The sequence below is a fragment of the Psychrilyobacter piezotolerans genome, assembly GCF_003391055.1.
GTDB classification, from domain to species: domain Bacteria; phylum Fusobacteriota; class Fusobacteriia; order Fusobacteriales; family Fusobacteriaceae; genus Psychrilyobacter; species Psychrilyobacter piezotolerans.
This window is the reverse complement of record NZ_QUAJ01000001.1, coordinates 48,946-74,919: the sequence shown is the minus strand read 5'-3', so window position 1 is coordinate 74,919 and position 25,974 is coordinate 48,946. Positions and strand designations below refer to the sequence as shown.

Sequence of the window (25,974 nt, the reverse complement as noted above, 5' to 3'; positions counted from 1 at the left end):
CCTAATTTTTTTAGTTAAATTCTGATTTAATAACTTCAAGCCATTCATAGATCCTGTCAGGAGTCATGTCATCTTGATTTTCTTCATCTAAAACTAATCCCATAAATTTACCTTCAACTATAGCTTCACATTCTTCAAAATGATATCCATCTGTAGAAGTTAATCCAATAACCTTACCGCCATTTTTAATGATAATCTTATATAAAACTTCTAAAGCTCCCACAAATGATTCTCCAAATGTAGTCTGGCTTCCTAAACCTACAAGAGCTAAAGTTTTGCCACTAAGATCAATTTTTTTAAAGTCCTCTATGACAGCTTCCCAGTGAGCTTCCAATTCACCAAATCCATAACTAGGTGTAACTAAGATTAAGTTTTCAAATTCTTTTATTTTCTCGATTCCATTGGCTACATCAAATATTTCAACGTCATCTCTTAGGTTGAAATCAAATTCATCAACTACACCAGTAGTTCTTCCACCGGTAGTTCCATAAAATAATCCTATTTTTTTCATCTATATCAACTCCTGTTTAATTTTTATTAGATCTTTAATTACTTCTCCGGCTATAATAAGCCCTGCTACTGAAGGAACAAAGGAGACACTCCCTACATTGACAGCTTTTTCCCTGGAACCATCTGGATTCTTAGGCTTTATGGCAATCTCTGTAGAAAAAACTGTTTTAACTTTTTTTATCCTTCTTTTTTTCAGCTCCTGTCTTATAGTACGAGCCAAAGGACAGACACTGGTTTTACTGATATCTGAAATTTGTATAGTTGTGGGGTCCAATTTATTTCCAAATCCCATAGAAGAGATTATAGGGATATTTCTATCTTTACTGATCTCAATTAAAGCTAATTTAGCAGAAACTGTATCTATGGCATCTACAATATAATCATATTTAATATGATCAAATAAAGTTTTTGCATTTTCAGGTGTAACCCTGAGGTTATGGATATTAACTACAGCATTAGGATTTATATCCAGGATACGATCTTTAAATAACTTTGTTTTTTCTTCTCCAACAGTGCTGTGTGTGGCTATAAGCTGTCTGTTTAAATTGGTGATATCCACAGTATCAAAATCAACCAAGGTTATAGTTCCGATACCTGCACGGCTTAATCCTTCTATGGTAAATCCACCGACACCACCTAATCCGAAGACGATTACCGAAGAATTTATTAATTTTTTTGTATTTTCCTCTCCAATTAGGAGAGACTGCCTACTAAATTGTTTCATTTCATATTACTCCTTTTAAAACCTTTTTTCAGTTAGATACAAAAATAAGGTATTTTGATTATAAACAATTATATAATATTTGATTTTTTTAATCAAGAATTTAAAAAATAAATAAATAAACAAAAAAACCACACTGAAAAGTATGGTTTTTTTTTAGTTTGGACTCACCATATTACAATAATTTAACTAGGGAAGAAAAATATTGTGGGAGTCCAAACAAGAAATAAGATTATTACTAGGGAAAGAATATTTATTTCTTAAGTCATTATATTAATTTTTTTTAATAATTGCAACTTAAATTTATTTATTTTATTTAAGAGGAAAAAATGACTCCTTTAGTTTACTGAGAAAAACAGTTAAAGCCAGCAGGTCTGCACACCCTCCGGGACTAATACCGTGTTTTTCATTGTGATAATTTAAATTATTAATTTCAGAAAGGTTATCTAAATTATTAAATCCTCCTAAACTTATTAAATTTTCAGAGTTTTTTTGTAAATTTAGGAGGGTCTCATAATCATGCCTATGAAGGATGGTAGTATCTTTACACCGGCTCATAATTCCTAAAAGCGCCTGGACTAAACGATTATTTTGTCCTAATTCCTTGGTAGAATCATAGAGGCCTAAGGCATAGTCGAAGACTATGGGGAATCCCATCTCAGCTTCTCCACGAACCCCGCTGATTCCATATTCTAAAAAAATTTTCTCCCCATGGGTAAGGTCAGTTTTAGTATTCAGGTTTTTCAGTTCACTCTCTACTATACCAGTGGTCATATCTTTTATCAGCTTAGAGATCTCGTTAAAATCTCCACCATCATATAAAATTTTGCTGCTGGCAGTGATCCCCAGACCTAAAACAAAGATCATCCCTTTGTGTGTGTTTACCCCCTTAGTTTTAATGTACATGGCTTTCTCAGCTTTTTCACCGATTTTCCTGGCATTGGAAAATATCTCATTAATAGGGTCGTTGGAATATCCAGCAGAAGCCATTTCTAAAAAATACCTGTTTAGGGCAGTGGTGCTGTCTATGAAGGTAAAATAATCCATATCTGTATGACTTCCAGAAGATACAGGGGAAACCAAACCAAAGGAAGGGAAACAAGAGACCTCATAGATCATAGCTTCAGTGGCGAATTCACCTAATTTAAATATTATGTCGTTATACATTTTTAACTCCTTGGGTGCAGCGTCACGCTGCTTTTTTATTTGTATCTGTCTGTGTGATCTGCAGTTAAATTTTTATAATCTGAAACCTTATTTTCTATATGTTTCAAAATTTCCTCTAAACTATGTTTTTTACTTCTTACACAGTTATGGGCCGGGCTGGAACAAATAAAGCACCTTCTGGGAGGAGATCCCAGGTCGGTACGGCTCAAAGTATGATTATTCAGGTCTAAGATATCGATATCTACCAGTCTTCCCAAGGGGTGGGTAGTTTCCATATCCACTGCACTCTTTTTTAACACAGCAGGAGAAGTATCAATACTTAAAAGGTAGACAATCCCTTCAAAGGAATCTATTTTTTTTATATTAATAGGGGAAATATAGGATAATATTGTCTCATACATTATTTCTATAATATATTTAGTTACTTCATTATTTTTATCTATTCCCGGGTAGTTAGCCCGGATTACAAGGAGGGGAAGGTTAAACTTTTTTATTAATTCCTCCTGTAAATAAGCGCGATTTTCTCTGGCATCTAAGATATCCATTGGGTTTATCATAATGATTAATGGGGAGTATTAGAATTTATAATTTTCTTAATTACTTCCTTACCCTCCTCCGATCTTAAATAATTTAGTGTTACTGCTGGAATGAAATCTGACAGATGTTCCAAGGCTTCTCTGCCCTCTTTTTTTATAAGGTTTCTCACTTTAGAAGCACTTATATAATTTTCAGGTGTAGAGATCCGTTTTCTGGGAATAATTTCTACCTCTACCCCATGATTTTCCAGGACATTCACCAATGACTCATTATAATTTCTTGTGACAGGACAATAGGGTTCCTCTCCCAGCATCCTTTTAGTTATATTAAACTGTTTACAAAAATATTCTGAAAAAACAGTAGCATCTAACTTTGTGTATGCACTTAAAACCTTAGTTTCTTCCCTCAGGAAATATGCAGGGAAGGTAGCGGAGGAGATGATATATTTCCCACCAGGAATAACTGTGACATTTTTTAGATCTGCCACTCCATCTTTTACCATGTGATATCTGTCTATAAATGGAAAAAGTGATTTATCTTCTTCAACTATAAATATGAGAACCTCCTCTGATTTTAAGCTTGCTTGCTCAATAAGATATCGATGTCCCAAGGTAAAAGGATTGCAATTCATAACCAGTGCTGTTTTAGGAGTGGTGGTGTCGATATTGTATAAATTTTTCATAGTAGCCAAACTTTTATGGATATCGTTAAATCCGTACTCTAATAAGGTAACCTCTTCAACACTGGCTATAACCTTATAACCGAATGATTTAAAAGTAGTTTCATAGGCAGGTTTTGTAAAGATAAAGGAATGAAAAATTCCCTCTTGAAATAGTCTGTCCTGGATAGCTTTGATGAGGAGGTTTGTAATACCTTCACCATGCAGTGAATTATCCACAGCAAATCCTTTTAAAACATCTTTAGCTTTTGAACAGGTAGCAATAATTTTATTGGAATCTCTGATAACAACGGTATAATCGATATCTTTTTCATAGTCTAATTGAAATGCAGCTAAAAATGATCTTACTTCATTGACCTCTTCTGCATTGGTCAGATGTAACTTTTCAACAATATAATTCATAATAAAAACCCCTTTTATTTTTATAATTAAATATACCATAGAAAAAAAAAAGTGTAAATAAAGTAATATTTGTACAAAAATAGAAATAAAAAACTTAAAAACTAATTAATTTATTTTAATATGTATGAAATTAATTTGCAAAAAAATTGAATAAAATATATATTTAAATAGTAAGAAAAAAATACAGGCGTAATAACTGATGATTGGACATGATTATTTAATTAATAATTTAACATAGAGGAGAATAGATGAAGGTAAAGCAGAATATGAAAATTTTTGTACTACTGACAATAGGAATATTTATCTACGGATACTTAGGATATTCATATTTGAGAGATAAGGAGTTACAGGCGATAAATTCAAATCTGTACAGGGCGGCAAAAAATATACCATATTATTTAGGAGATGAATATACGTTTGAAGGTATGGATGAAAATTCACATACCGATGAAGAAGCATTGGAAGCAACAAAAATTTTGAATGAGATGTCAAGGGCAAATAATGTTGACTATCTGTTTACCGTAATAGATGAAGGTGGGATGCCTACTTATACAGCAGTGGGAGGAGATGTTGAGGAATACATAGATAAGGTGAAAAATGGAGATCCGACAGAACTTTACTGGGTAAATTTTAAAGATTTAGAAGATGATTCCATAAAGGAAACTATAGATGTATTAAAAAATAAAAATATACATTATATAGACAGCACAGATAAAGGCGGAGGATTCAGGTCGATATATCTGGTGTTGAAATCTAAAGATGGAAGAAAATATATTGCTGGTGCAGATATAAAGATGGAAAATTTAAGTTTAAGAATTTTAGAAAAATTTACCTATATAATATTAAATGGTGTTTTAATAATACTGTTAGTTCTTTTATTGATTTCTACTACCAGAAGAATACTTAGCCAGAAAGAAAAAATTACCGAAGAACTCTATATAAAATCTAACTTTGACAACCTTACAGGAGTTTTGAAAAGAGAAAAGGGTATGGAAAAATTAAATGAACTGATAAATTATAATAATGCTTCTAAAATCAATCAGAATATATATTTTGGGCTATTTGATATAGTAGATCTATCCTATATCAACAATGAATTTGGGATGGAAATAGGAGATAAGGCAATAATTTCTTTGGTTTCTATATTGAGAGAAACGTTCAGAAGCGGGGACCAAATTATAAGGTTGAATGGAGATCAATTTTTAGTGGTTATAGAAGGTTCAGTTGACTCAGATGAAGTAATAAAATTAGAAAAAAGATTTTTAGAGAATTTAGATAAGTTTAATCAAACTAAGGAAAACGACTATAAGATCTTTATTTGTAAAATTTTTAAGGAGTATAAGAAAGATGTATCTGTAAAAACTACAATGAAGACTTTATTTGACCAGCTTGATTTTGAAAAAAAACACGGAGACGGGGCATTCTATCTATTGGGAAATGAGATAAAAAAAGGAATAGAGAATAAGGAGTTTAAAATTTACTACCAGCCTAAAGTAAATCTAAAAACTAAAAAGGTTGAATTTGAAGCCCTTATGAGGTGGAACCATCCTGAAAAAGGGAATATCTCCCCGGGGATATTTATACCAATAGCTGAAAAATCTTCACTGATTATAGATTTAACTTATTTTTTAATAGAGCAGGTAAAAAAAGATATAGTGAGGTTAAAAACTCCTGTGTCATTAAATATATCTCCCATTCACTTTAATAAAAAATATTTTTCAGAGGAGATAATAACTAAACACGGAACTTTAAAAGGAATCAATTTTGAACTAACGGAAGGTGCATTTATAGATGATGTCGATAAATGTATTGAAAAAATGGATAATTTAAAAAAAATAGGAATTAATTTTTCAATAGATGATTTCGGTACAGGGTATTCCTCCCTTTCTTATTTATCGAAACTGCCGGTAAGTACCTTAAAAATTGACCGTTCATTTGTAATAAACATGTTTGAGAGTCCTGAAAATATGAAGATCATAAAAACTATCATTGAGTTAGGGAAGAGTTTAGGTTTAGAAGTGATAGTGGAGGGGACAGAAACTATACAAGAGGTAAATATGTTAAAGGAGATGGGGGTAGAAATTTTTCAAGGATACTACTATGGAAAACCAGAAGAATTAGAAATCGTATTGAAAAAAATAGAGGAAAAAGAATATACTAAAAAAGTCTAAAATGAAAAAATGGGGGCTCCCCATTTTTTTATTGTAATAATTGATGTCTCGCGCTTACAAAGCCCGTAATAATATTAAGATGTTATTCTACGGTTTTTAATGCGTGCACCACGGCGAAAGTTTAGTTAATAACTGGATATGTAAAAAATTAAAATTAGGAGGAAATTTCAATTGAAAAAACATAAATCTATAAAAATAAAGGGTTTTACATGGGCTTTTAGCATAATACTTTTTATAGGAACGATACTCATCGGATATTCGTATAAACATAGCAGAGATTTAGAATTTGAAGGAGGAGTATTCAAATTAGAGAATAATGCAGAGATAAATAAGTTAAAGATTGAACAAAGAATTTATCAAGATATAAAAGTAAATCAGGAGTTTTCTAATATATTGATGTCGATCAGAGATAATGATGAGATTTACAATAAAAGAGAAGTATTTGAAAAAATTATAGGACAGAGTATACTTAAACAACCTAATATAATTGGTTATAATATTGTAATGGAGCTAGACGCATTTGACGGAAGAGATTCAGATTATATCAACAATGACAAGTATGCTGAAAATGGCCAGTATATTTCATACCTTGTAAAAGAAGCAGGAAAAGTTAATATCAGTAATATCAATAATATTCTGAATTATGATTTTTATTTAGAAGCAAAAAAAGCAGGGGTGACAATTATCTCACAACCGTATAAATTTATTGAAAATGGTGAAGAAAAATTAGTGTTTACCATAGCGGAGCCACTATATGAAAAAAATAAATTTCTAGGAGTTGCAGGGATAGATATTTCAATGGAATATTTTGAAAAGTTGATATCTCAACTGGTTAACACCGGTGAAAATGTAGCCTTAGTGGATGATATGGGGAAGGTTGTTTTTAATAATTTTAATTCCGGTTTAAATGACAATAATGTTTCTAAAATCGGGATAGAAGTGAGTTCCATCATTGACGAATTAAAAGGAAAAAGTTTAATTTCCAGGAAAAACGAAGACAGATATGAGGTGGTTTCAAAGATAGAAATACCCCAGGTGGACGTCAATTGGTATATATATATATTTACGGATTTAAAAACACTGACAAATAAAACTATGGAAACAACATATAGAAGTATCGGAGCAGGGATAATAATATTAATCGTAACATTGATGTTGTTATGGATTGCAATAAGTAAAATTACTACTCCCATCATTGATTTTGTTGAAAAGATGAAAAATTTTGATTTTAATAAATTAGATGTAAAATTGGATATTGCAGATAATTCATCCAGTGAATTCGTTGAACTATCCAAAGGATATGGCTCGCTTATCCATAAGTTGAAAGAGAATTTAGATGAAAGAAAACGAAAAAATTGGATTCAAAAAGGACAAATGGATATCAATGATATTTCTCAGACAAATCAGGATCTGCAAAATTTACTTGGACAGTTAATTTCATTTATCACTAAAAAGATTGACGGGCAGGTCGGGGTAGTATACCTACTGAATGAGGAATCTGATGAAAAACAATATGAATTGGCTGCAAGTTATGCATTTAAAAGAAGAAAAGGGCTGCCAAATATTTTTAAATTTGGTGAAGGCCTGGTCGGGCAGGCAGCTTTAGAAAAAGAAATAATAGTAGTTTCAGATATTCCAAAAGATTATATATCGATAAATTCCGGGGTAGGGAGCAGTGCACCTGCTAATATTGTAGTTATACCATGTAATTATCAGGGTAAAGTTGTAGCTGTATTGGAAATAGCTTCAACATCGGAGTTTTCGGATGCTGCAATTGAATTTTTAGAATTAGCTAAAATAAATATAGGGATTGCCATTAATAATATTTTAAACTTTGAAACTGTAGAAAAATTATTGGCTGCTGCAAATGAGTATGCTGAAAAACTACAGATACAGCAGGAAGAACTAAGGGTTACAAATGAAGAGCTGGAGACACAATCAGTTGTATTAAAAGATTCCCAGGCGGAGTTAGAAAGTCAGCAGGAAGAATTAAGGGTCATAAATGAAGAGTTAGAAGAAAATACAGAGATGCTTGAGATACAAAAAAAAGAGCTGGAAAATAAAAATAATGAGCTTAATACCAGTCAGAAAGAGTTAGAAAGAAAAGCTAAAGATTTAGTTTTATCAAATAAATATAAATCTGAATTTCTTGCAAATATGAGCCATGAACTCAGAACACCTTTAAACAGCATATTGATACTTTCAGAATTATTAGGTGAAAAAAATTCAAATTTAACTGAAAAACAAAGGAAGTTTGCAAAAACTATTAACACCTCAGGGAGTGATTTACTAAAACTAATCAACGATATTTTAGATTTATCCAAGGTTGAAGCCGGGAAAATGGAAGTCAATATTTCAAGGATGAATATTAAAGACTTTAAAAGTGAAATATTAGGGATGTTTGAACAAATATCAATTAAGAAGAACCTTCAATTTTCAGTTGATATTTCAGATAGATTGCCTGAAAATATAATGACCGATGAAGTTAAAGTTAAACAAATTGTTAAAAATTTAATGTCCAATGCTTTCAAATTTACAAAAAAAGGAAGTGTTCAATTAAATATTAAAGAAGATGATAATAAAATTAAATTTGAAATAAATGACACTGGAATCGGAATTTCAGATGACAAGATTAAAACAATTTTTGATGCTTTCCAGCAAGAAGATGGTACTATAAGCAGAGAATTTGGCGGAACAGGACTGGGGCTTTCAATTTCCAAGGAATACACTGAATTATTAGGCGGGACATTAGAGGCTGAAAGCACTAAAGACCTTGGAAGTAAATTTATTTTAACTTTACCTGTGACATACGATACTTTTCATTTTGAAAAAGAAAAAACAAATATTGTAAAAAAAGTATCCGATGAATTAATAGAAGAAATAAATAAAGAGGAAGGGGAAAAACTATTTAAAAAACCTTTTGAAGTTCCCTATGTACTGGATGACAGGCATGATATTAATGACAATGACAGAGTACTGCTCATTATTGATGATGATCCAAATTTTGCAAAGGTTATAATGGATATCAGCAGAGCAAAAAAATTTAAAGTGATTGTTGCTGAAACTGGAGAAATAGGGTTATATCTTGCTGACTATTATATGCCCACAGGAATCATTTTAGATATAGGACTGCCGAAAATTGACGGGTTAGAAGTGCTGGAAAGATTAAAGAACAATAAAAGAACAAAGGATATTCCTGTCAATATTATCAGTGGCGGAGATTATGAAAAAAGTATGTTTGAAAAAGATGTAGAATTTTTAAAAAAACCTGTAAGTAAAGTTCAAATTGAAAATATATTAAAGAATGCTGAATTAAGCGGGTATAAAATCGATAAAATATTAGTGGTTGAAGATGATAAGATACAGAATGATGCACTGACCGAACTGATAAAAAATGACTATAAAGATATTGAAATTTTTTCTAGCAGATCGGGGGAAAATGCATTAGAAATTCTAACTGAAAATAATATAGATCTATTGATATTGGATTTAGGATTATTAGATTATAATGATTTTGAATTTATAGAAAGACTGAAAGAAGATAGTAATTTTTCAAATATTCCAATAATAGTTTATACAGGTAAAGAAATTTGTATGGATGAAGAAAAAGAATTAAGAAATAAAGTTGAAAATATTATTATTAAGGGGGATAAATCAAGTCAGAGATTATTGGATGAGATCAAACTATTTGTTCATAATGTAAAAGAACATAAGAATGTTGTCACAAGTAATGATGACGAAATATTTAAAGATAAAACAATATTAGTCGTAGATGATGATATGCGGAATGTATTCGCGTTATCTAGTATTTTAGAGATGAACGGGATTGATGTAGAAGTTGCAAATGACGGGGTTGAAGCACTAAAAAAACTAAAGGATATGAAAAAACCTGATTTGGTTTTAATGGATATTATGATGCCTCTTATGGACGGATATGAGGCTATTAGAGAGATAAGGAAGATGGATAAATTTAAAAATTTATCTATTATTGCTTTGACAGCAAAAGCTATGAAAGGTGACAGAGATGCCTGCCTTGAAGCTGGAGCCAACGAGTATCTTTCTAAGCCAATTGATAAAAATAAATTATTGTCGTTACTCAGGGTTTGGTTGTAAATTATGAATGAAAAAGAATTATTGGAAATAGAGAATATAGAATTAAAATTATTAATTGAAGCGATTTATTTAAGGTATGGTTATGATTTTAAAAATTATACAAAAAGTCATTTAAAAAGAAGAATTTTAAGAAGAGTTAAATTAAATGATTTAAAAAATATAACGGAGTTAACGGAAAAGATGCTTTATGATAGAGTTGTACTGGAACAGATATTATTAGATCTATCTATAAATGTAACAGAGATGTTCAGGTTCCCTGAATTTTTTAAAGATTTACGGGAAGAAGTGATCCCCCTTTTAAAGACATATCCATCCATAAATATATGGCATGCCGGCTGTTCTACCGGTGAAGAAGTGATTTCTATGGCAATTTTATTAAAAGAAGAAGGATTGTTAAATAGGGTAAATATATATGCAACAGATATCAATAAACAGGTGTTAGATATTGCAAAAGAAGGGATATATCCTATAGAAGAGGTAAAAAAATGGACAAAAAACTATCAAAAAGCAGGGGGGGGAAAATCTTTTTCGGACTATTATGTTGCAAAATATGACCATGCTATATTTGATCAAAATCTATTAAAAAATGTAACGTTTTTAGAACATAACCTGGTAATAGATAAAATTTTTATTGATGCTAATTTAATTATCTGCAGGAATGTATTGATATATTTTAATAAGGAATTACAAAATCAAGTTCTGGAGTTGTTTGAAGAAAGTCTGATACCAGGAGGGATAATTGGTATCGGATCTAAAGAAAACTTAAGATTTACCAGTGTCAATGAAAAATTTGAAAGTATTGCTACTGCAAAAATTTACAAAAAGAAGATAGGGTGTTAATATGAAATATAAAGCTATCGTAATAGGAACTTCTGCAGGGGGGATAGAAGCTCTGAAAATTGTATTGAAAGATTTAGAGCCGACTATTGAATTACCTATAATTATTGTGATCCATATTAAAGAAAGGACAGATGGATTTTCAAAGATATATGAAAATTTAAATAAATTGACGATTAAAGAAGCGGAGGATAAAGAAGAGATAAAAAATGGTGTTATTTATTTTGCACCTTCAAATTATCACTTGTCCATTGAAGATGATTATACATTTTCTTTATCGGTGGAAGAAAAAGTTAATTATTCAAGGCCATCTATCGATATACTTTTTAAATCTGCTGCAGAGGTATATACGGATAATCTGCTGGGAATAATCCTGACAGGAGCTAATTCAGATGGTGCTTTAGGAATTGAAAAGATCAATAAATTAGGTGGCAAATGTATTGTACAAGATTCTGAAGAAGCTTATTTTGATACCATGCCACGAGCAGCACTAAAATATGTTTCAACATGTGATGTTATGAGTTTAGATTCGATTAATAGATACATAAAAAAAATAGGGGGAAACAACTGTGAGTAACTATAGCACTAATATACTTATTGTAGATGATACTAAGGCAAACTTAATTTCATTGGAAGCGATCCTGGAAGGTGAAAATTTAAAGATATTGTCTGCTTCTAATGGAAATGATGCTCTGAAAATATTATTAAAACAGAAAGTTGATATTGTTCTTTTGGATGTTCAAATGCCCGGGATGAACGGTTTTGAGGTTGCTGAATTGATGAGAGCTAACAATAAGACAAAGGATATTCCGATTATTTTTATTACAGCCATCAATAAAGAAGAGGAATATATTTTTAAGGGCTATGAATTAGGAGCAGTTGATTATCTGTATAAACCAATAAGCAATGAAATTTTGAAAAGTAAGGTAAAGGTATTTGTCAAACTCAACGAACAGACAAAAATAATCGAAGAAAAAACAAGAGCACTGGAAGAAAAAATAACTCAATTGGAAATGGTAGAAAAAAAACTTAATCACCTTATAAGAATTGATGAATTAACCGGAGTTTTTAACAGGAGAGCCTTTGAGGAAATATTTAAATTAGAATGGGCAAGGACCATTAGAAGCAATGGTTTTTTCTCAGCATTAATGATTGATATAGACAATTTTAAAAATTTTAATGATACATATGGTCACCTTAAAGGAGATGAATGTTTAAAAGATGTTGCAAAAATCATCGAAAAGACTTTGAGAAGAATAACGGACCAGGTTGCACGATTAGGCGGGGAAGAATTTATAGTATTGCTGCCGGAAACTGATTCAGATGGAGCAAAATTAATTGCAGAGGAAATAAGAAAAAATGTAGAAAATTTAAAAATAGTTAATGAGGGAGTAGATACCTCGAAATTTGTAACTGTCAGTATAGGCATTTCAAGTGTTGCTCCTACAAGAGATATTGAAAAAAAAGAATTTATAGATTGTGCTGATAAAGGGTTATATATTGCCAAAAAGAATGGTAAAAATAGAAGTTATGTATACTAAAAAATTATGAATTCTGCTGAAAAACCATATAATATCAGTTGTTTTAATTTGGCAGAATAAGTTAATGTGTCTATCTGGATCTATTGAATTAAAAAATTCTTGTAGAAAAGCATAAAAAATGATAAAATGATTATTGCTTAAAGAAAAAATGTAAGTTTAGGAGAAAAAATGAAAAGTAAAGTATTCGATTTAAACTATATAGGTTTAGATAATCTCATCTTAAAATATGAGATAGATGCTTGCAACTTTGAAAACATAAAATCTAATCTAAGTGTATACTAATATAGATGTATATACTTAGATTTTTTTAATTTTTAGGAGGTATAAAATGAAATACGATATTATATTTGTTGGTGGGGGACAAGCTAGTGTTTTTGGAGCATATGAAGCTATCAATAAAAATCCAAACCTTAAGATAATGGTGATTGATAAGGGCCAAATGTTGGATAAAAGAATATGTCCTAAAGAAAAGCTAGGTAAATGTGTAAAATGTCCTACTTGTGCTATCATCTATGGTGTAAGTGGAGCAGGAGCTTATTCGGATTCTAAATTCAATATGGACTATAGAGTAGGAGGAGATGTACATACTATAACAAGTAAAAGTTTAGTCAATGAGACTATCCAGTATGTTTCAGATATCTACAAGAATTTTGGATTTGACGATGAACCTACAGGATTAGTTTATAACGAAGAGATGGAATTAATAAAGAGAAGATGTATTGAAAATGATATTCAATTAGTAGATACTCCTACTATGCATTTAGGAACTGATGGTTCTAGGGAACTGTATTCTAAATTAATAGACACTCTCTTAAAGAAGGGAGTAGAATTTAGCTCGAATTCAGATTTCAAAGATTTAATCATTGAAGATGGGAAGGTAAAAGGTGCAGTTATTGAGACTAAAGAAGGGAAAAAAACTTTCTATAGTGATAACATAATAACAGCTTTAGGTAGAAGCGGGGCTAAACAAATGATGAAAATGTGCCAGACCCACGGGATAGGTTATAGTGCTGGATCGGTAGATATCGGTGTAAGGGTAGAAATTCCCGATGTAGTTATGAAAACTATCAATAAAAACTTCTATGAAGCAAAGATGGTATTTTATACAAAAAAATATAATGATAAGATGAGAACTTTCTGCAGTAATCCCAGTGGATTTATAGCTGTAGAAAAACACAGTGACAATATTATGTTAGCCAATGGTCATGCATATAAGAATAAAAAATCAACCAATACAAATTTAGCACTGCTATGTACTAAATCATTTACAGAGCCATTTAACCAGCCCTTTGAATATGCGGCTTCTATTGCTAAGATGTCAACGATGCTAACAGGCGGGAAAGTGTTATGCCAGTCATATGGAGACCTGAAAGCAGGGAGAAGATCTACAGAGGAAAGAATGTCCAGACTGAATATAGAGCCAACAACAGATGACTATGTAGCAGGAGATATTTCACTGGCTTGTCCAAAGAGGATTTTGGATAACATCATGGAATTTATAGAGGTACATGATAAGGTGACTCCTGGATTCGCATCCAACGATCTATTGTTATATTTTCCAGAGATCAAGTTTAGAAGCACAAGGATGACTATAGATTCAAATATGGAAACTACTGTAAAAGGTCTTTATTCAGCAGGAGACAGCTCAGGTTATGGAAGCGGATTAAATATCGCAGCAGTAATGGGAATATTAGCAGTAAGAGATATTTTAAAAAAAATAAAATAAAAACATCCCCCTCCTGCAATCTAGAGAAATCTGGTTTTGTAGGAGGATTTTTTAAATGATTTGCAATAAGATATGGTATAATATTACTATGGAACTAAGGACAGAGGAGGTATGGTTTATGAATTCAAAAGAAGCTGATAGAGCAGTCAGACGAGTAAAAGCAACTATGGAAATAGAGGGATTTGAATTATCAAAAAGAGATTTGATAACCCTTAAAGAAGTGGCTATGGGAAAATTAAGTAGTGATCTTTTAATCAAAGAATACAAGGAAAGAGTCTCTAATCTAACGGGTAATGCCACTTATGAATACTAAAGATTACACAACTGTCGATAAAATTTATTGTTATGAAAATACTGATATACTAAAAAATAAATTGGGCCTAAAAAATAAATTGGGCCTAAAAAATAAAGAAGAATTAGAAAAAGCTGAGCGTTATATAACTAAACTAAGACAAATGGATTTGGAAAAAATTCCTATAGATGGAAATTTTGATTTAAGACATTTGAAAAAAATTCATAAAAAATTATTTCATGATATTTATTATTTTGCTGGAGAGTCGAGGGAAGTTGAGATTTCTAAGAAGGGAAGCCAATTTTGTTATATCCGGTTTTTAGAAAGTCAAGGTAATGAAATTTTGAATAAAATAGCCTCCGAAGATTACTATAAAAATTTAACAAAAGAAGAATTTATAGAAAAGATTGCTATATTGACAGGAGATTTAATTCATCTTCATCCTTTTCGAGAAGGAAACGGAAGAACCATAAGAGAGTTTATAAGAGAATTATGTTTGCTAGCAGGCTATGAAATAGATTATTCTAAATCGCTAACTTCAGAAAGATTAGATGCAGAGATATTAGCATATAATTGTAATTATAAAAAATTAATATCATTGTTGGATATAGAAATTGAAAAAATATAAAAGATCTCCCGCAAAACTAGAATTTTCTAGGTTGTAGAAGATCTTTTTTATATTGGGGTAATTTAACAATGATTATTATCAAGGTTTTTGGGAAACCGCAGTTAAAATGTGATAAAATAATAATAGAAAAGAGGACACTTCTTCGTTCTGAAGCATTTAAAAATCTTTGAACATATTTAAAATTATTAATTGAATATAAATAATTTTAATAATCATGAATCGAAAATTCTAAAGGTTTCGCCTTTAATACGAGTTCATTTCGTTTTGGTGAGTCATATTTAAATTTCTTTATTGAGCATAAATAAATTTGATACCCATGAATCGAAACGAAAAAGTAACCGCAAGGGTCATCACCAAAATATCTAGAGCTTATTTCATAAGCTAAGAATTTTTAGAAAAAGAATTGAATTCAAAAGATCAGTCAGATTTTAGTCAGCGTCAGGCTTTTAAATAAATATCGAAAAATGGGAGGAAAGTATGAAAAATAAGTTTGTGCATCTACACCTACATACAGAATACAGCCTCCTAGACGGAGTAGGGAAGATAGATGAGTATTTAGATCGTGCACTGGAACTAAAGATGGATGCTGTGGCAATCACAGATCATGGAAATATGTTTGGTGCCATAGAATTTTATAAAAAGGCCAGGAAAAGGGGGATAAAGCCAATCCTGGGAATGGAAGCATATATAAGCCTGGGTTCCATGGAGGACAAGGAAAAAACAACCTATCATCTGGTACTTTTAGCTAAAAATGAAACAGGCTATAAAAACCTCATGAAACTATCCTCCATAGGATATTTGGAAGGGTTTTACTACAAGCCCAGGATAGACAAAACTACATTAAAAAAATACAGTGAGGGACTCATAGGATTATCAGCCTGTATGCAGGGAGAGATAGCCCGTGGAATCAGAGAAGAGAAAACCGCTGCAGAATTAAAAAGTATTATAGACTCCTACATAGATATCTTTGGAAGGGAAGATTTTTATATAGAGCTGCAGGACAACGGGATTCCCGAGCAGTATCCGATTAACGATAAATTATATAAGCTGGCAAGGGAACATGATCTTCAGGTAGCGGGAACAAACGATGTTCACTATGCCTACTATGGGCAGCATGGGTTACAGGATGTGCTGATCTGCATACAGACAGGAAGCAGGATAGATGATGAGAAGAGGATGAGGATCAATACAACTGAACTGTTTATGAAAAGCAGAGATCAGCTTGTAGAAAAACTGGGCAGATACTCCGATGCCCTGGAAAATACAGTAAAGATAGCAGAAAAATGCAACTTAGAGATAGAATTCGGCAAATTTAAATTTCCTGAATATGAAGTCGGGAAAGAATTTAAAGGTGTACATGAGTATCTGAGAAAATTGGTCTATGATGGGCTGGATAAAAGATACCCAAATGGGGTAGAGGAAAAGGCAGTAGAGAGAGTAGAGTATGAACTGGGGATCATAAATAAGATGGGGTATGAGGAGTACTTTGTTGTGGTCTGGGATTTTATAGACTATGCCAAAAGACAAAAGATACCCATAGGTCCTGGAAGGGGATCTGCTGCAGGAAGTATGGTTGCTTATACTCTGGGGATAACAGAGTTAGATCCCATAAAGTATAACCTTATATTTGAAAGATTTCTCAATCCTGAACGGATATCTATGCCCGATATAGATATAGATATATGCCAGGAAAGACGGCATGAACTCATAGAATATGTAGGAAGGAAATATGGCAGAGACAGGGTGGCTCAGATAATTACCTTTGGAACTATGAAGGCTAGAGCTGCCATAAGGGATGTAGGAAGAGCCTTAAATATTCCCCTATATAAGGTGGATAAATTAGCTAAATTAATCCCCCAATTTTACACAATAGACCAGGCTATCCGTGATATAGGTGAGTTTAAAAAAGCCTATGATACAGATATGGAATCTAAAAAAATAATAGATATATCCAGAGGGCTGGAAAATAAGGTGAGACATGCTTCTGTCCATGCAGCAGGGGTAGTAATAACCAAAAACCCCCTAACCGATGATGTGCCATTATATTCCGATTCCAAGGGAGAGCAGGTATGCACCCAATATCAGATGAAGGAATTAGAGGATTTGGGACTGCTAAAAATGGATTTTCTGGGATTACGAAATCTAACGATCCTCCAAAGAACCATGGATTATATAGAGGACGGAGTAGGGGTGAAGATAGAACTCAGTGATATCCCACTGGATGCTCCACTGGTATACGATGCCCTTCAGAGGGGAGATACCCTGGGGATATTTCAACTGGAATCCAGAGGGGTAAGGAAGTTATTAAAAAAATTACATCCCAATAATTTTGATGATGTAATTGCAGTTTTGGCTCTATACCGGCCGGGACCTCTGGGATCGGGCATGGTAGACGATTATATAGGTGTGAAAAATGGATTGAAGGATGCTAAATACCCCCATGAAAGTTTGGAAGAGGTATTGAAAGAAACCTATGGGGTAATACTGTACCAGGAGCAGGTTATGAAGATAGCTTCTATCATGGCAAATTATTCTCTGGGGGAGGCTGATCTCCTTCGTCGTGCCATGGGAAAGAAAATAGCGGAACTTATGGAGGAGAACAGGTTAATCTTCATCGAAAGATCGGTAAAAAATGGCTATGAAAAAAAGATAGCAGAGGATGTATTCTATCTTATAGATAAATTTGCCGGCTATGGATTTAACAAGTCTCATTCGGCCGCCTACGGGCTTATAGCTTATTGGACGACATACTTTAAGGAGTATTATCCAAAGTATTACTATGCAGCTCTCATGACCTCTGAACGTGGTAATAACGACAAGCTGGCAATATATATAGATGATGCCAAGAGCCATGGGATAGATGTGGGCTTACCTGATATAAATAAAGTTAATAATAAATTTATAGTGGATGGAGACCAAATTAGGTTTGGTATGTCTGCCATAAAGAATTTAGGAGAAGGAATAATAGATAAACTCAGTAAAGACATAGAGGAGTTTGGTATATATAAAACCTTTGAGGAGTTTGTTATTCGGACCAAGAAGATAGGGATGAATAAAAAAGCCTTGGAAGCTCTGGTATTATCGGGAACGTTGGATAGTCTGCCGGGAAACAGAAGGGAAAAATACAGCTGTATAGAAAAATCCCTGGTTTATGCAGCCCGTGTAGCCAAGGAAGATGAGATTCAGCAGATGAACCTATTCGGGGAAGCCCGGGCCACCATAGAGAGTTTTACCATGGGAAGTATGGAGGAATATAAGATAGAAAATATCTTAAAAGGTGAAAAAGAGTACCTTGGATTTTACTTTACGGGGCATCCCCTGGACAGATACAATGAACTGTTAAATGTCTATGAACTGGATAAATTGGTGGAATTAAAAGCTGACAGACCCCATCATGTTAGGACCTGTGGAATAATTATCGGGATAAAAAAGATAATAACTAAAAAAAATAAACAGATGATGGCTGTATTTACCCTGGAGGATCACTTTGGAACTATCAGCTGCACTGTCTTTCCCAATGAATTTCAAAGGTTATCCAACTATCTGGTAGAAGGAAATGCTGTGTATTTAGAAGGCAGCGTACAACTGGACTTTTTTGGTGGGAATGAAGAGAAAAAGATTGTTGTTAGAGACCTAAAATATTTAGAAGATATAGTGGAGGTTCCTGGTTTTAAGGTTTATATATTAGTAGATGAAGAAAACAAGATAAAACTGCCAAAATTAAAGCAGACACTGTTGAATCACAGGGGAAAACATAAGGTCTATATTGCACTTCGGGAAAAGGGTGGAAACAGAGTGGTTGAGCTGGGAGAAAAATATAAAGTGGAACCCGGTGGAGAGTTTATCCACCAGGTAGGAGAACTCCTGGGAATAGATAAAATGAAGATTAAATAACAGGTGTATTTTATTTCTTGAAAGAACATATTATATATGTTAAAATTTAGAGCGACTAAAAGAGATTATGGGGAGGCAAGATGAAAAACGACATGAATACTATCAATGAGATAATAAAAGTTATAGGTGAGTCACAACTTACAGAGATATCTATAGAGGAAAAAGAATTTAAACTTTTTATAAAAAAACCGAAACTAGTATTGGGTGAGAGCATAGAAGAGGTAGAAGAAATAGAAGAAATGGCAGAAGAGGTAGCTGTAGAAGATATAAAGGAGATTATATCTGAAACTGTAGGGAGATTTTACTATATAGATAAAGATGAAAATCCTATGATAACAGTGGGGATGACCGTAAAAAAAGGTCAAAAGGTTGGTTATGTAGAAGCAATAGGTCTTAAAACCGATATAAAAAGTGAATTTGATGGTGAAATAAAAGAAATTTTAGTAAAAAATGGAGAAGTTGCCGAATACGGAAAAGTATTGGTTAAAATAGGAGAATAATTAGGAGGAAAAAAGATGTTTAAGAAGATATTAATCGCTAACCGTGGAGAGATAGCAGTTAGAATAATTAGAGCAGCAAAGGAATTGGGGATAAAGACAGTTGCTGTGTATTCTGCTGCAGATAAAGAAAGTTTACATGTGATGTTAGCAGATGAATCTATATGTATAGGGCCTGCAATGAGTACCGAGTCATATTTGAAGATACCAAATATAATCGCAGCAGCAGAGGCTACAGGGGCAGAAGCTATTCACCCGGGATATGGATTCTTAGCTGAAAATGCTGAATTTGCAAAGATATGCAAAAAACACGGAATAGTATTTATAGGGCCCAGCCCGGACTGTATCAACAATATGGGAGATAAAGCTACGGCTCGTGCCACAGCTGTAGAAAATGGAGTACCACTTACCAATGGAACTGGAATAATCCATAAGATGGAAGATGCCAGAAAAATAGTTCATGAGAAGATAGGTTACCCGGTAATGATAAAAGCCACTGCTGGTGGCGGTGGAAAAGGAATGAGGATAGCTAGGAATGATGAAGAGTTTGCAGTAAATTTTGGAGCAGCTCAAAATGAAGCCGATGCAGCATTTGGAAATCCGGATTGTTATGTGGAAAAATATGTAGAAAACCCAAGACATATAGAGATTCAGATTGTAGGAGATAAATTTGGAAATGTAGTTCATTTAGGAGAGAGAGACTGCTCTATCCAAAGAAGACATCAAAAATTAGTTGAGGAAGCACCATCTGCTACCCTGCCGGAAGATGTAAGGGTGAAGATGGGAGAAGCAGCTGTAAAATTAGCTAAAGCTATAAACTATGATTCTGTTGGAACTTTGGAATTCTTAGTAGATGTAAACAATGACTTCTTCTTTATGGAGATGAATACAAGGGTACAGGTCGAGCATACTGTTACTGAATCTATTACAGGTTTCGATATAATTAAAGCTCAAATAATCGTAGCATCAGGGCATGAACTGCCTATAAAACAATCGGATATAGAACTTCACGGACATGCTATAGAGTGTAGAATAAATGCAGAGGACCCAGAAAATGGATTTATGCCTTCAGCAGGAACATTGGAGAGATATATTGTTCCAGGTGGAATAGGAGTCAGAGTAGATTCTCATTCATACCAGGGGTACAGCATACCGCCATACTATGATTCTATGATTGGAAAATTAATAGTTCATGGGGTTGATAGAGAGGAAGCTATCATCAGAATGAAGAGAGCATTGGAAGAATATAAGATAGAAGGAGTAGAAACTACTATTAAATTCCATGAGAAAGTATTAGAGAATGAGGAGTTTAGAAGTGGAAACTATTCAACTAACTTTATAGAGAAAAATTTTCCTGAATATTTAAAGGGATAAATTAAAAAGGAGGGGATGAACCTCCTTTTTCCTTAAAATAATAAAATTTAAATATTAATAAAAAAAATAGGAAATGATAAAAAAAATGATATACTATAAGTGTAAGTATAAGTATTTATAAGTGTAAGATAATTTTGGAGGTGGACAGATGTCTGAATTAGGAAACATTAAAATAGCTGATGACGTAGTAAAGGTAATTGCAGCCAAGGCAACATTGGAAGTGGATGGAATCTACAAGATGACAAGTGGAGTAACTGATGAAGTAAATAAGATCTTGGGTATCAATAAGATGACCAAAGGGGTAAAGGTAGAAGTAGGAGAAAAAGAGTGCAGTGTAGATGTACATATAGTTGTAGAATACGGGTTCCCAATTCCGATAATAGCTACCAGTGTACAGGAAAATATAATTAAAAATATTACGGAATTGACTGGTCTTAAAGTGGTAGAAGTAAATGTCTATATTCAAGATGTTAAGGTGAAAGAAGCTTTAAAAGAAGAAGTAATATTAGATTAGAGGCGTTATACGCCTCTTATATTTTTAAGGTTTAAATTTGGGGGAATGGATATGTTTATGAAATTTATTTTTGGAATAGCCTGGATAGGGATCTTCATCTTAGCTATACTTGGGATATATATAGGGATGTTTCCGGCATACTTAGAGGTATTGGATTTTAAAAGCCTGATAACCAGAGGTGCTGTAGCAGGAGTGTCTCTAGTCTATCTATTATTATTTATAGAGAAATTAATTACTCTTTTTGAAAGACCAAAAGAATTAAGGATGAAAACTCCTAACGGGATGTTAAAGATATCTTCAAATTCCGTAAATAATATAGTAAAAGAAGTGGTAGGAGAGCATCCAAAAGTTAGAAATTTAAAAGTAAAAAATAAAACTAATGGAAAAAAATTGAAAATTTTTGTATCTATTGATATAATGTCTAGTCAGTCCCTTTCGGATGACCTTAATTTAATCCAACAAGATATCAAAGATAGGATTGAAAGTTATTTAGATTTGAGTATTACAGAAATTGAGCTTAGAGTGACTAAGTTAATTAAAGATAAATCTAGTAATGGAAGAGGTGATTAGTTATGTTAGAGGATTTGATAGAAAGATTTGCAATAAATAGTAAGAAATACATAGGTGGACTGATGGGATTTGCTTTTGGTTATATCTTTATAACGCACGGTATACTACCTATGATAGTAGTTATGTTGACAACTTTATTAGGGGCTATCTTTGGAGATAAGGAAAATATTAAAAAGCTAAAAAAAATATTGATTAATAGATTAAAAGAAGAATAGGAAGGGAAAATTATGAGTAGAAAGATCGCAAGAGAAGAGTTATTCAAGCTTTTATTTGAAGCTGACATGAACAAAGTAACACCATTACAAAGACTGGAAGAATTTTTAGAAGATGGAAACAGAAGGGTAGAGATATCGGAAGATGAAGAGGTTTCTAATAACGTTGAAGAACTTACTTTGACTAAAACAGAAGTGGAATTCATTAAAGAATTTGCAGCAGGAATAGACAGACACTACGGTACTATAAACCAGGAGATCGCTGAAAAGATGGATGAATGGTCATTGGAAACTATAGGAAGTGTAGAAAGATCATTACTTAGATTTGGTGTATATGAATTGATGTACGAAGAGACTGGTTTTGAAATTGTATTGAATGAAATTATTGAATTGGCTAAAATTTATGGGGATGCAACATCACATGAATTTGTAAATGGGGTATTGGCTAAGTTCGTGAAAAAGTAACATAGACTCTTCCTTTTTATGGTTTCTCGTGATCAAGAGAAACTGAGGTGCAGGATATGTTAGTATTCTTTTCGATGTGAATCGAGAAAAAATAAGAATAAAAGAGTTATAATAAAAGCAGAAATTAGATCCTTCTAATTTCTGCTTTTGTTTTGTTATTGATTACTTAGCCTTTTAATTAATTTGATATTTTCTTCTAAATTTTTAACCTTTGTGGTGCTGACCAAGATAGATCTTAGAGATTCCTGTTTCATCACATACTCAAAAGCACTCTCTATTAGAGGTTTATCAGGGGACTTCAAACCTTCAATCCTATCAAAGGTTTCCCTGTCATGAAATAAGTCATTAAATTTTCTTATGTCCATCTTGGCAAATTTATATCCTTTTTTCACTTTTTCTGACAGTAGTCCTTGAGCTAAAGTGCTGTAGGAGATATATCCAATATCGTTATTTTGGCAAAAAGGCAGGATATCCTTTTCATCCTTGGTCTGTAACATATTATATTGATTTTGAATACTACTGATATCACATAGATTAGACGCCTGTTTCAGCTCCTCCAGTTTAAAATTAGATACTCCTACACCTTTTATCACACCCTGTTCTTTTAATTGGTTGAGAGTCTTAAATACCGTCTCTAATGATGTTTTGTTGTCTAAGTGGTGGACTTGGTAGAGGTCGATATAGTCGGTCTTTAAACGCTCCAGAGTGGCTTCTATTTCAAATAAAATGGAATCTCTGGATATATCGTGGGTAACATGTCCCCATTCATTCCATCTAAGTCCGAATTTGCTGGCTATAACTATGTCTTTACGGATACCCCTTGTAACTTCTCCTAAAATTTCCTCTGACTTTCCAAATCCATAGATTGGTGCAGTATCGAAAAAGTTTATCCCCAGTTCTATACTTTTTTCCAGAGTTTTAATTGCTTCCTCCTGGTTAACATCTTTCCATCCGTGTTTAGACAGAGCCCAGCAGCCAAACCCCAGAAGGGATATTTCTTTATCTATATTTTTAATCTTATTATATTTCATTTTTTACCTCATTTTTCTATTTTTTGTCACGAATTACACTAATAATTAAATATCAGTAACAAGTAACTAAAATCCTTGACGCAGACTAAAATCTGACTTTGATTTTGACTTTAATTGAAGTTTATAGTCGTTATGCTTCAGCTATACTGTTTCTACAATGACGATTGTGACTTACTTATTAAGACATTTATAAACCTTCTTGACTTTCTTTCGTCTATTTCTTGTGTCAATCACATTTAAAATTAGATATAAGTAAATCTAATTTTGATATTCGTGAATCGAAACAGACCCGTATTAAAGAGGGACTCTTTAGAATCTGACTTTTCAACGCAGAGCCACAGAGGAAACTGAGGTTATCATATCTCCCTATATGCCGGGAGCTTGATAATAAAAGTAGTTCCCTGATCCTTTATAGAATCTACTTCTAAACTTCCCCTGTTAAGGTGGATAAATTCTTTTGTAATAATAAGCCCTAAGCCGGTTCCCTTCTCATTTTCAGTTCCCAGAGTAGTCAAATGCTGATCGAGTTTAAATAACTTAGATTGAATATCTAAATTCATTCCTACCCCATTATCTTTGATATATATAAGAATAAACTTATCTTTTCGTTCACTGTAAAGTTCAATCTTTCCAGAATTAGGAGTAAACTTTATGGCATTGGAAAGAATATTACGAAAAACAGCATCTATCATATTTTTATCAGCCCAAATAAAATGTTTATCTGAGATATTGTTTGAAAATTTAATATTTTTAGACTCTAAATTTAATTTTAAAACCTGGTATGCTGAACCAGTGAGGTCATTTATCTTAACTTTTATAGGAGAAGGTATCACATGTCCCCTCTGTATTTTAGACCACTCCAATAAATTTATCAAAAGAGCATTTATTCCCTGTATAGAATCGTTGATAGAATAGATTAATTTTTTTTTCTTTGTCTCATCATAAAAATCATATTTTCTAGTTAAAATATTGAAAATCCCGGTAATTCCAGTAAATGGACTTTTTAGGTCGTGAGCCAATATAGATATAAATTTATCTTTAGTTCTGTTATTTTCTATTAGTTTTTGATTTTGTGATTCCAGTTTATTTTCATAAAATTTACGTTTATTGGTTTCTTTTAAAATAACCCATATAATAATTGATAGGAAGAAAAAAATAAATAAACTGAGTAATCTATACCCGTCTAAAAAATGTTTTTTCATGGCAATTATCTCAGTTTCAGGGACTTTAACAATCAATCTCCAGGTAGATTCTGTATTTTCACTAAAATCTAATTGAGGAAAAAGTTCTTTAAAATCTATTGTATCAAAAGTAAATAAAACATCTTTACTGAGAACGGAGCCGCTATTGGAATTTATAGGGAGAAAATTTCCCTGTTTTAAGATCTCTGTTTTTTGAAATTCATCAATTTTATTATTATTATCCAGGCTCAACCAATAAAAATCACCATCAGCGATCAAATTTATGGATCGGTACTTCTCTAAAATACCATCTATCCAACCTTGTTTTCCATAGAGGGAGATTGTACCTAAAGGAGCATCATTTTCCCCATAGATAGGTGCCGTAATATTAACTATAAAATTGTTTTTATATTTTCCTAATTTAGAAAATGTGATTTTTTTAGGATTTTTTGTTAGAAATTGTTCAGGAAATTTGATATACCCATTGTTATGATATTCTTCAATGACCACATGATTTCTGTTATTTCTTACATATCCTGCAAAATACTTACTTTTAATTTTCAGATAACTTTTTAAATAATCCTGATTTTCCTTCAAATTAGATCTTCTATACAGAAGTGATCTCAGCTGGGGAGTCTCAGATAAAAAACGGACATCATCTATATAGTCAACAAATTCTCTCTCTATATCTTTTTTTATTAAATTTAAAATCATTTTTTTCTCTGATTTCATTTTTTCTATATTTTGAGATATATTGAATTGATAAAAAAAAGAGATAAATAAAAAAAGAGGAATGAGGCTTCCTCCCAGCAAAAGCAGGTAAGACTTAAATATTTTAATTTTTGATCTAGTCATTTTACCTCCTCCTCCACATTAATTTATACTATATTAGCACAATAAGTATAAAAACTC

General features: G+C 32.4%; 22 protein-coding genes. 15 read left to right on the top strand and 7 right to left on the bottom strand.

Annotation, left to right across the window (positions count from 1 at the left end; all coding sequences use genetic code 11):
* Positions 1 to 10 precede the first annotated feature (10 nt).
* From DYH56_RS00350 to citC, 5 genes are all read right to left on the bottom strand, one after another.
* The gene (locus DYH56_RS00350) at positions 11 to 511 is read right to left on the bottom strand and encodes a flavodoxin (protein ID WP_114640857.1); all 501 of its coding nucleotides are present in this window, start codon (positions 509 to 511) and stop codon (positions 11 to 13) included.
* Entirely contained in the window at positions 512 to 1,234 is a 723-nt protein-coding gene (locus tag DYH56_RS00345) for a tRNA threonylcarbamoyladenosine dehydratase (RefSeq protein WP_114640856.1), read from the bottom strand.
* A gap of 309 nt (positions 1,235 to 1,543) precedes the next feature.
* Positions 1,544 to 2,398 carry a triphosphoribosyl-dephospho-CoA synthase CitG gene (gene citG, locus DYH56_RS00340; protein WP_114640855.1) on the bottom strand — a complete coding sequence of 285 codons (855 nt, stop codon included), beginning with the start codon at positions 2,396 to 2,398 and terminating at the stop codon, positions 1,544 to 1,546.
* A gap of 35 nt (positions 2,399 to 2,433) precedes the next feature.
* Positions 2,434 to 2,955 (bottom strand): citrate lyase holo-[acyl-carrier protein] synthase, encoded by a 522-nt coding sequence (citX, locus tag DYH56_RS00335; RefSeq protein WP_114640854.1) that lies wholly within the window; start codon positions 2,953 to 2,955, stop codon positions 2,434 to 2,436.
* Positions 2,956 to 2,960: 5 nt separating this feature from the next.
* Positions 2,961 to 4,016, bottom strand: a complete 1,056-nt coding sequence (gene citC / locus DYH56_RS00330) for a [citrate (pro-3S)-lyase] ligase (protein ID WP_114640853.1) — start codon at positions 4,014 to 4,016, stop codon at positions 2,961 to 2,963.
* 248 nt (positions 4,017 to 4,264) lie between these two features.
* Between citC and DYH56_RS00325 the strand changes: the two genes are divergently transcribed.
* The 15 genes from DYH56_RS00325 (at position 4,265) to nusB (ending at position 22,850) form a co-directional block, all read left to right on the top strand.
* Positions 4,265 to 6,187, top strand: coding sequence for a putative bifunctional diguanylate cyclase/phosphodiesterase (locus tag DYH56_RS00325; protein ID WP_114640852.1), 1,923 nt, complete (start codon positions 4,265 to 4,267; stop codon positions 6,185 to 6,187).
* A gap of 171 nt (positions 6,188 to 6,358) precedes the next feature.
* Positions 6,359 to 10,300 (top strand): response regulator, encoded by a 3,942-nt coding sequence (locus tag DYH56_RS00320; protein ID WP_114640851.1) that lies wholly within the window; start codon positions 6,359 to 6,361, stop codon positions 10,298 to 10,300.
* Between the two features lie 3 nt (positions 10,301 to 10,303).
* The gene (locus DYH56_RS00315) at positions 10,304 to 11,140 is read left to right on the top strand and encodes a CheR family methyltransferase (protein WP_114640850.1); all 837 of its coding nucleotides are present in this window, start codon (positions 10,304 to 10,306) and stop codon (positions 11,138 to 11,140) included.
* A 1-nt stretch (position 11,141) separates the two neighbouring features.
* The gene (locus tag DYH56_RS00310; RefSeq protein ID WP_114640849.1) at positions 11,142 to 11,714 is read left to right on the top strand and encodes a chemotaxis protein CheB; all 573 of its coding nucleotides are present in this window, start codon (positions 11,142 to 11,144) and stop codon (positions 11,712 to 11,714) included.
* On the top strand, positions 11,707 to 12,678 hold the full coding sequence (locus DYH56_RS00305; RefSeq protein ID WP_114640848.1) for a diguanylate cyclase: 972 nt from the start codon (positions 11,707 to 11,709) through the stop codon (positions 12,676 to 12,678). The genes DYH56_RS00310 and DYH56_RS00305 overlap by 8 nt, the downstream gene beginning before the upstream one ends.
* A 328-nt stretch (positions 12,679 to 13,006) precedes the next feature.
* Positions 13,007 to 14,404 carry an NAD(P)/FAD-dependent oxidoreductase gene (locus DYH56_RS00300; protein ID WP_114640847.1) on the top strand — a complete coding sequence of 466 codons (1,398 nt, stop codon included), beginning with the start codon at positions 13,007 to 13,009 and terminating at the stop codon, positions 14,402 to 14,404.
* 118 nt (positions 14,405 to 14,522) lie between these two features.
* Positions 14,523 to 14,717, top strand: coding sequence for an antitoxin VbhA family protein (locus DYH56_RS00295; protein ID WP_147269574.1), 195 nt, complete (start codon positions 14,523 to 14,525; stop codon positions 14,715 to 14,717).
* The gene (locus DYH56_RS00290) at positions 14,707 to 15,324 is read left to right on the top strand and encodes a Fic/DOC family protein (protein ID WP_158538992.1); all 618 of its coding nucleotides are present in this window, start codon (positions 14,707 to 14,709) and stop codon (positions 15,322 to 15,324) included. Before DYH56_RS00295 ends, DYH56_RS00290 begins: the two co-directional genes overlap by 11 nt.
* 477 nt (positions 15,325 to 15,801) lie before the next feature.
* Positions 15,802 to 19,218, top strand: coding sequence for a DNA polymerase III subunit alpha (locus tag DYH56_RS00285; RefSeq protein WP_114640844.1), 3,417 nt, complete (start codon positions 15,802 to 15,804; stop codon positions 19,216 to 19,218).
* 80 nt (positions 19,219 to 19,298) lie between these two features.
* Positions 19,299 to 19,718 carry an acetyl-CoA carboxylase biotin carboxyl carrier protein gene (locus DYH56_RS00280; RefSeq protein WP_114640843.1) on the top strand — a complete coding sequence of 140 codons (420 nt, stop codon included), beginning with the start codon at positions 19,299 to 19,301 and terminating at the stop codon, positions 19,716 to 19,718.
* Positions 19,719 to 19,733: 15 nt separating this feature from the next.
* Positions 19,734 to 21,089 (top strand): acetyl-CoA carboxylase biotin carboxylase subunit, encoded by a 1,356-nt coding sequence (accC, locus tag DYH56_RS00275; RefSeq protein ID WP_114640842.1) that lies wholly within the window; start codon positions 19,734 to 19,736, stop codon positions 21,087 to 21,089.
* A 148-nt stretch (positions 21,090 to 21,237) separates the two neighbouring features.
* The gene (locus tag DYH56_RS00270) at positions 21,238 to 21,603 is read left to right on the top strand and encodes an Asp23/Gls24 family envelope stress response protein (RefSeq protein ID WP_114640841.1); all 366 of its coding nucleotides are present in this window, start codon (positions 21,238 to 21,240) and stop codon (positions 21,601 to 21,603) included.
* A gap of 51 nt (positions 21,604 to 21,654) precedes the next feature.
* Entirely contained in the window at positions 21,655 to 22,173 is a 519-nt protein-coding gene (amaP, locus tag DYH56_RS00265; RefSeq protein WP_158538991.1) for an alkaline shock response membrane anchor protein AmaP, read from the top strand.
* Positions 22,174 to 22,175: 2 nt separating this feature from the next.
* Positions 22,176 to 22,388 carry a DUF2273 domain-containing protein gene (locus DYH56_RS00260; protein ID WP_114640839.1) on the top strand — a complete coding sequence of 71 codons (213 nt, stop codon included), beginning with the start codon at positions 22,176 to 22,178 and terminating at the stop codon, positions 22,386 to 22,388.
* Positions 22,389 to 22,400: 12 nt separating this feature from the next.
* A complete protein-coding gene (gene nusB, locus DYH56_RS00255) occupies positions 22,401 to 22,850 on the top strand; it encodes a transcription antitermination factor NusB (protein ID WP_114640838.1) in 450 nt (149 codons plus the stop codon).
* A gap of 155 nt (positions 22,851 to 23,005) precedes the next feature.
* Here nusB and DYH56_RS00250 read toward each other — a convergent pair whose 3' ends face one another.
* Positions 23,006 to 23,881 (bottom strand): aldo/keto reductase, encoded by an 876-nt coding sequence (locus DYH56_RS00250; protein ID WP_114640837.1) that lies wholly within the window; start codon positions 23,879 to 23,881, stop codon positions 23,006 to 23,008.
* Between the two features lie 356 nt (positions 23,882 to 24,237).
* A complete protein-coding gene (locus DYH56_RS00245) occupies positions 24,238 to 25,917 on the bottom strand; it encodes a sensor histidine kinase (protein ID WP_114640836.1) in 1,680 nt (559 codons plus the stop codon).
* Positions 25,918 to 25,974: the final 57 nt, after the last annotated feature.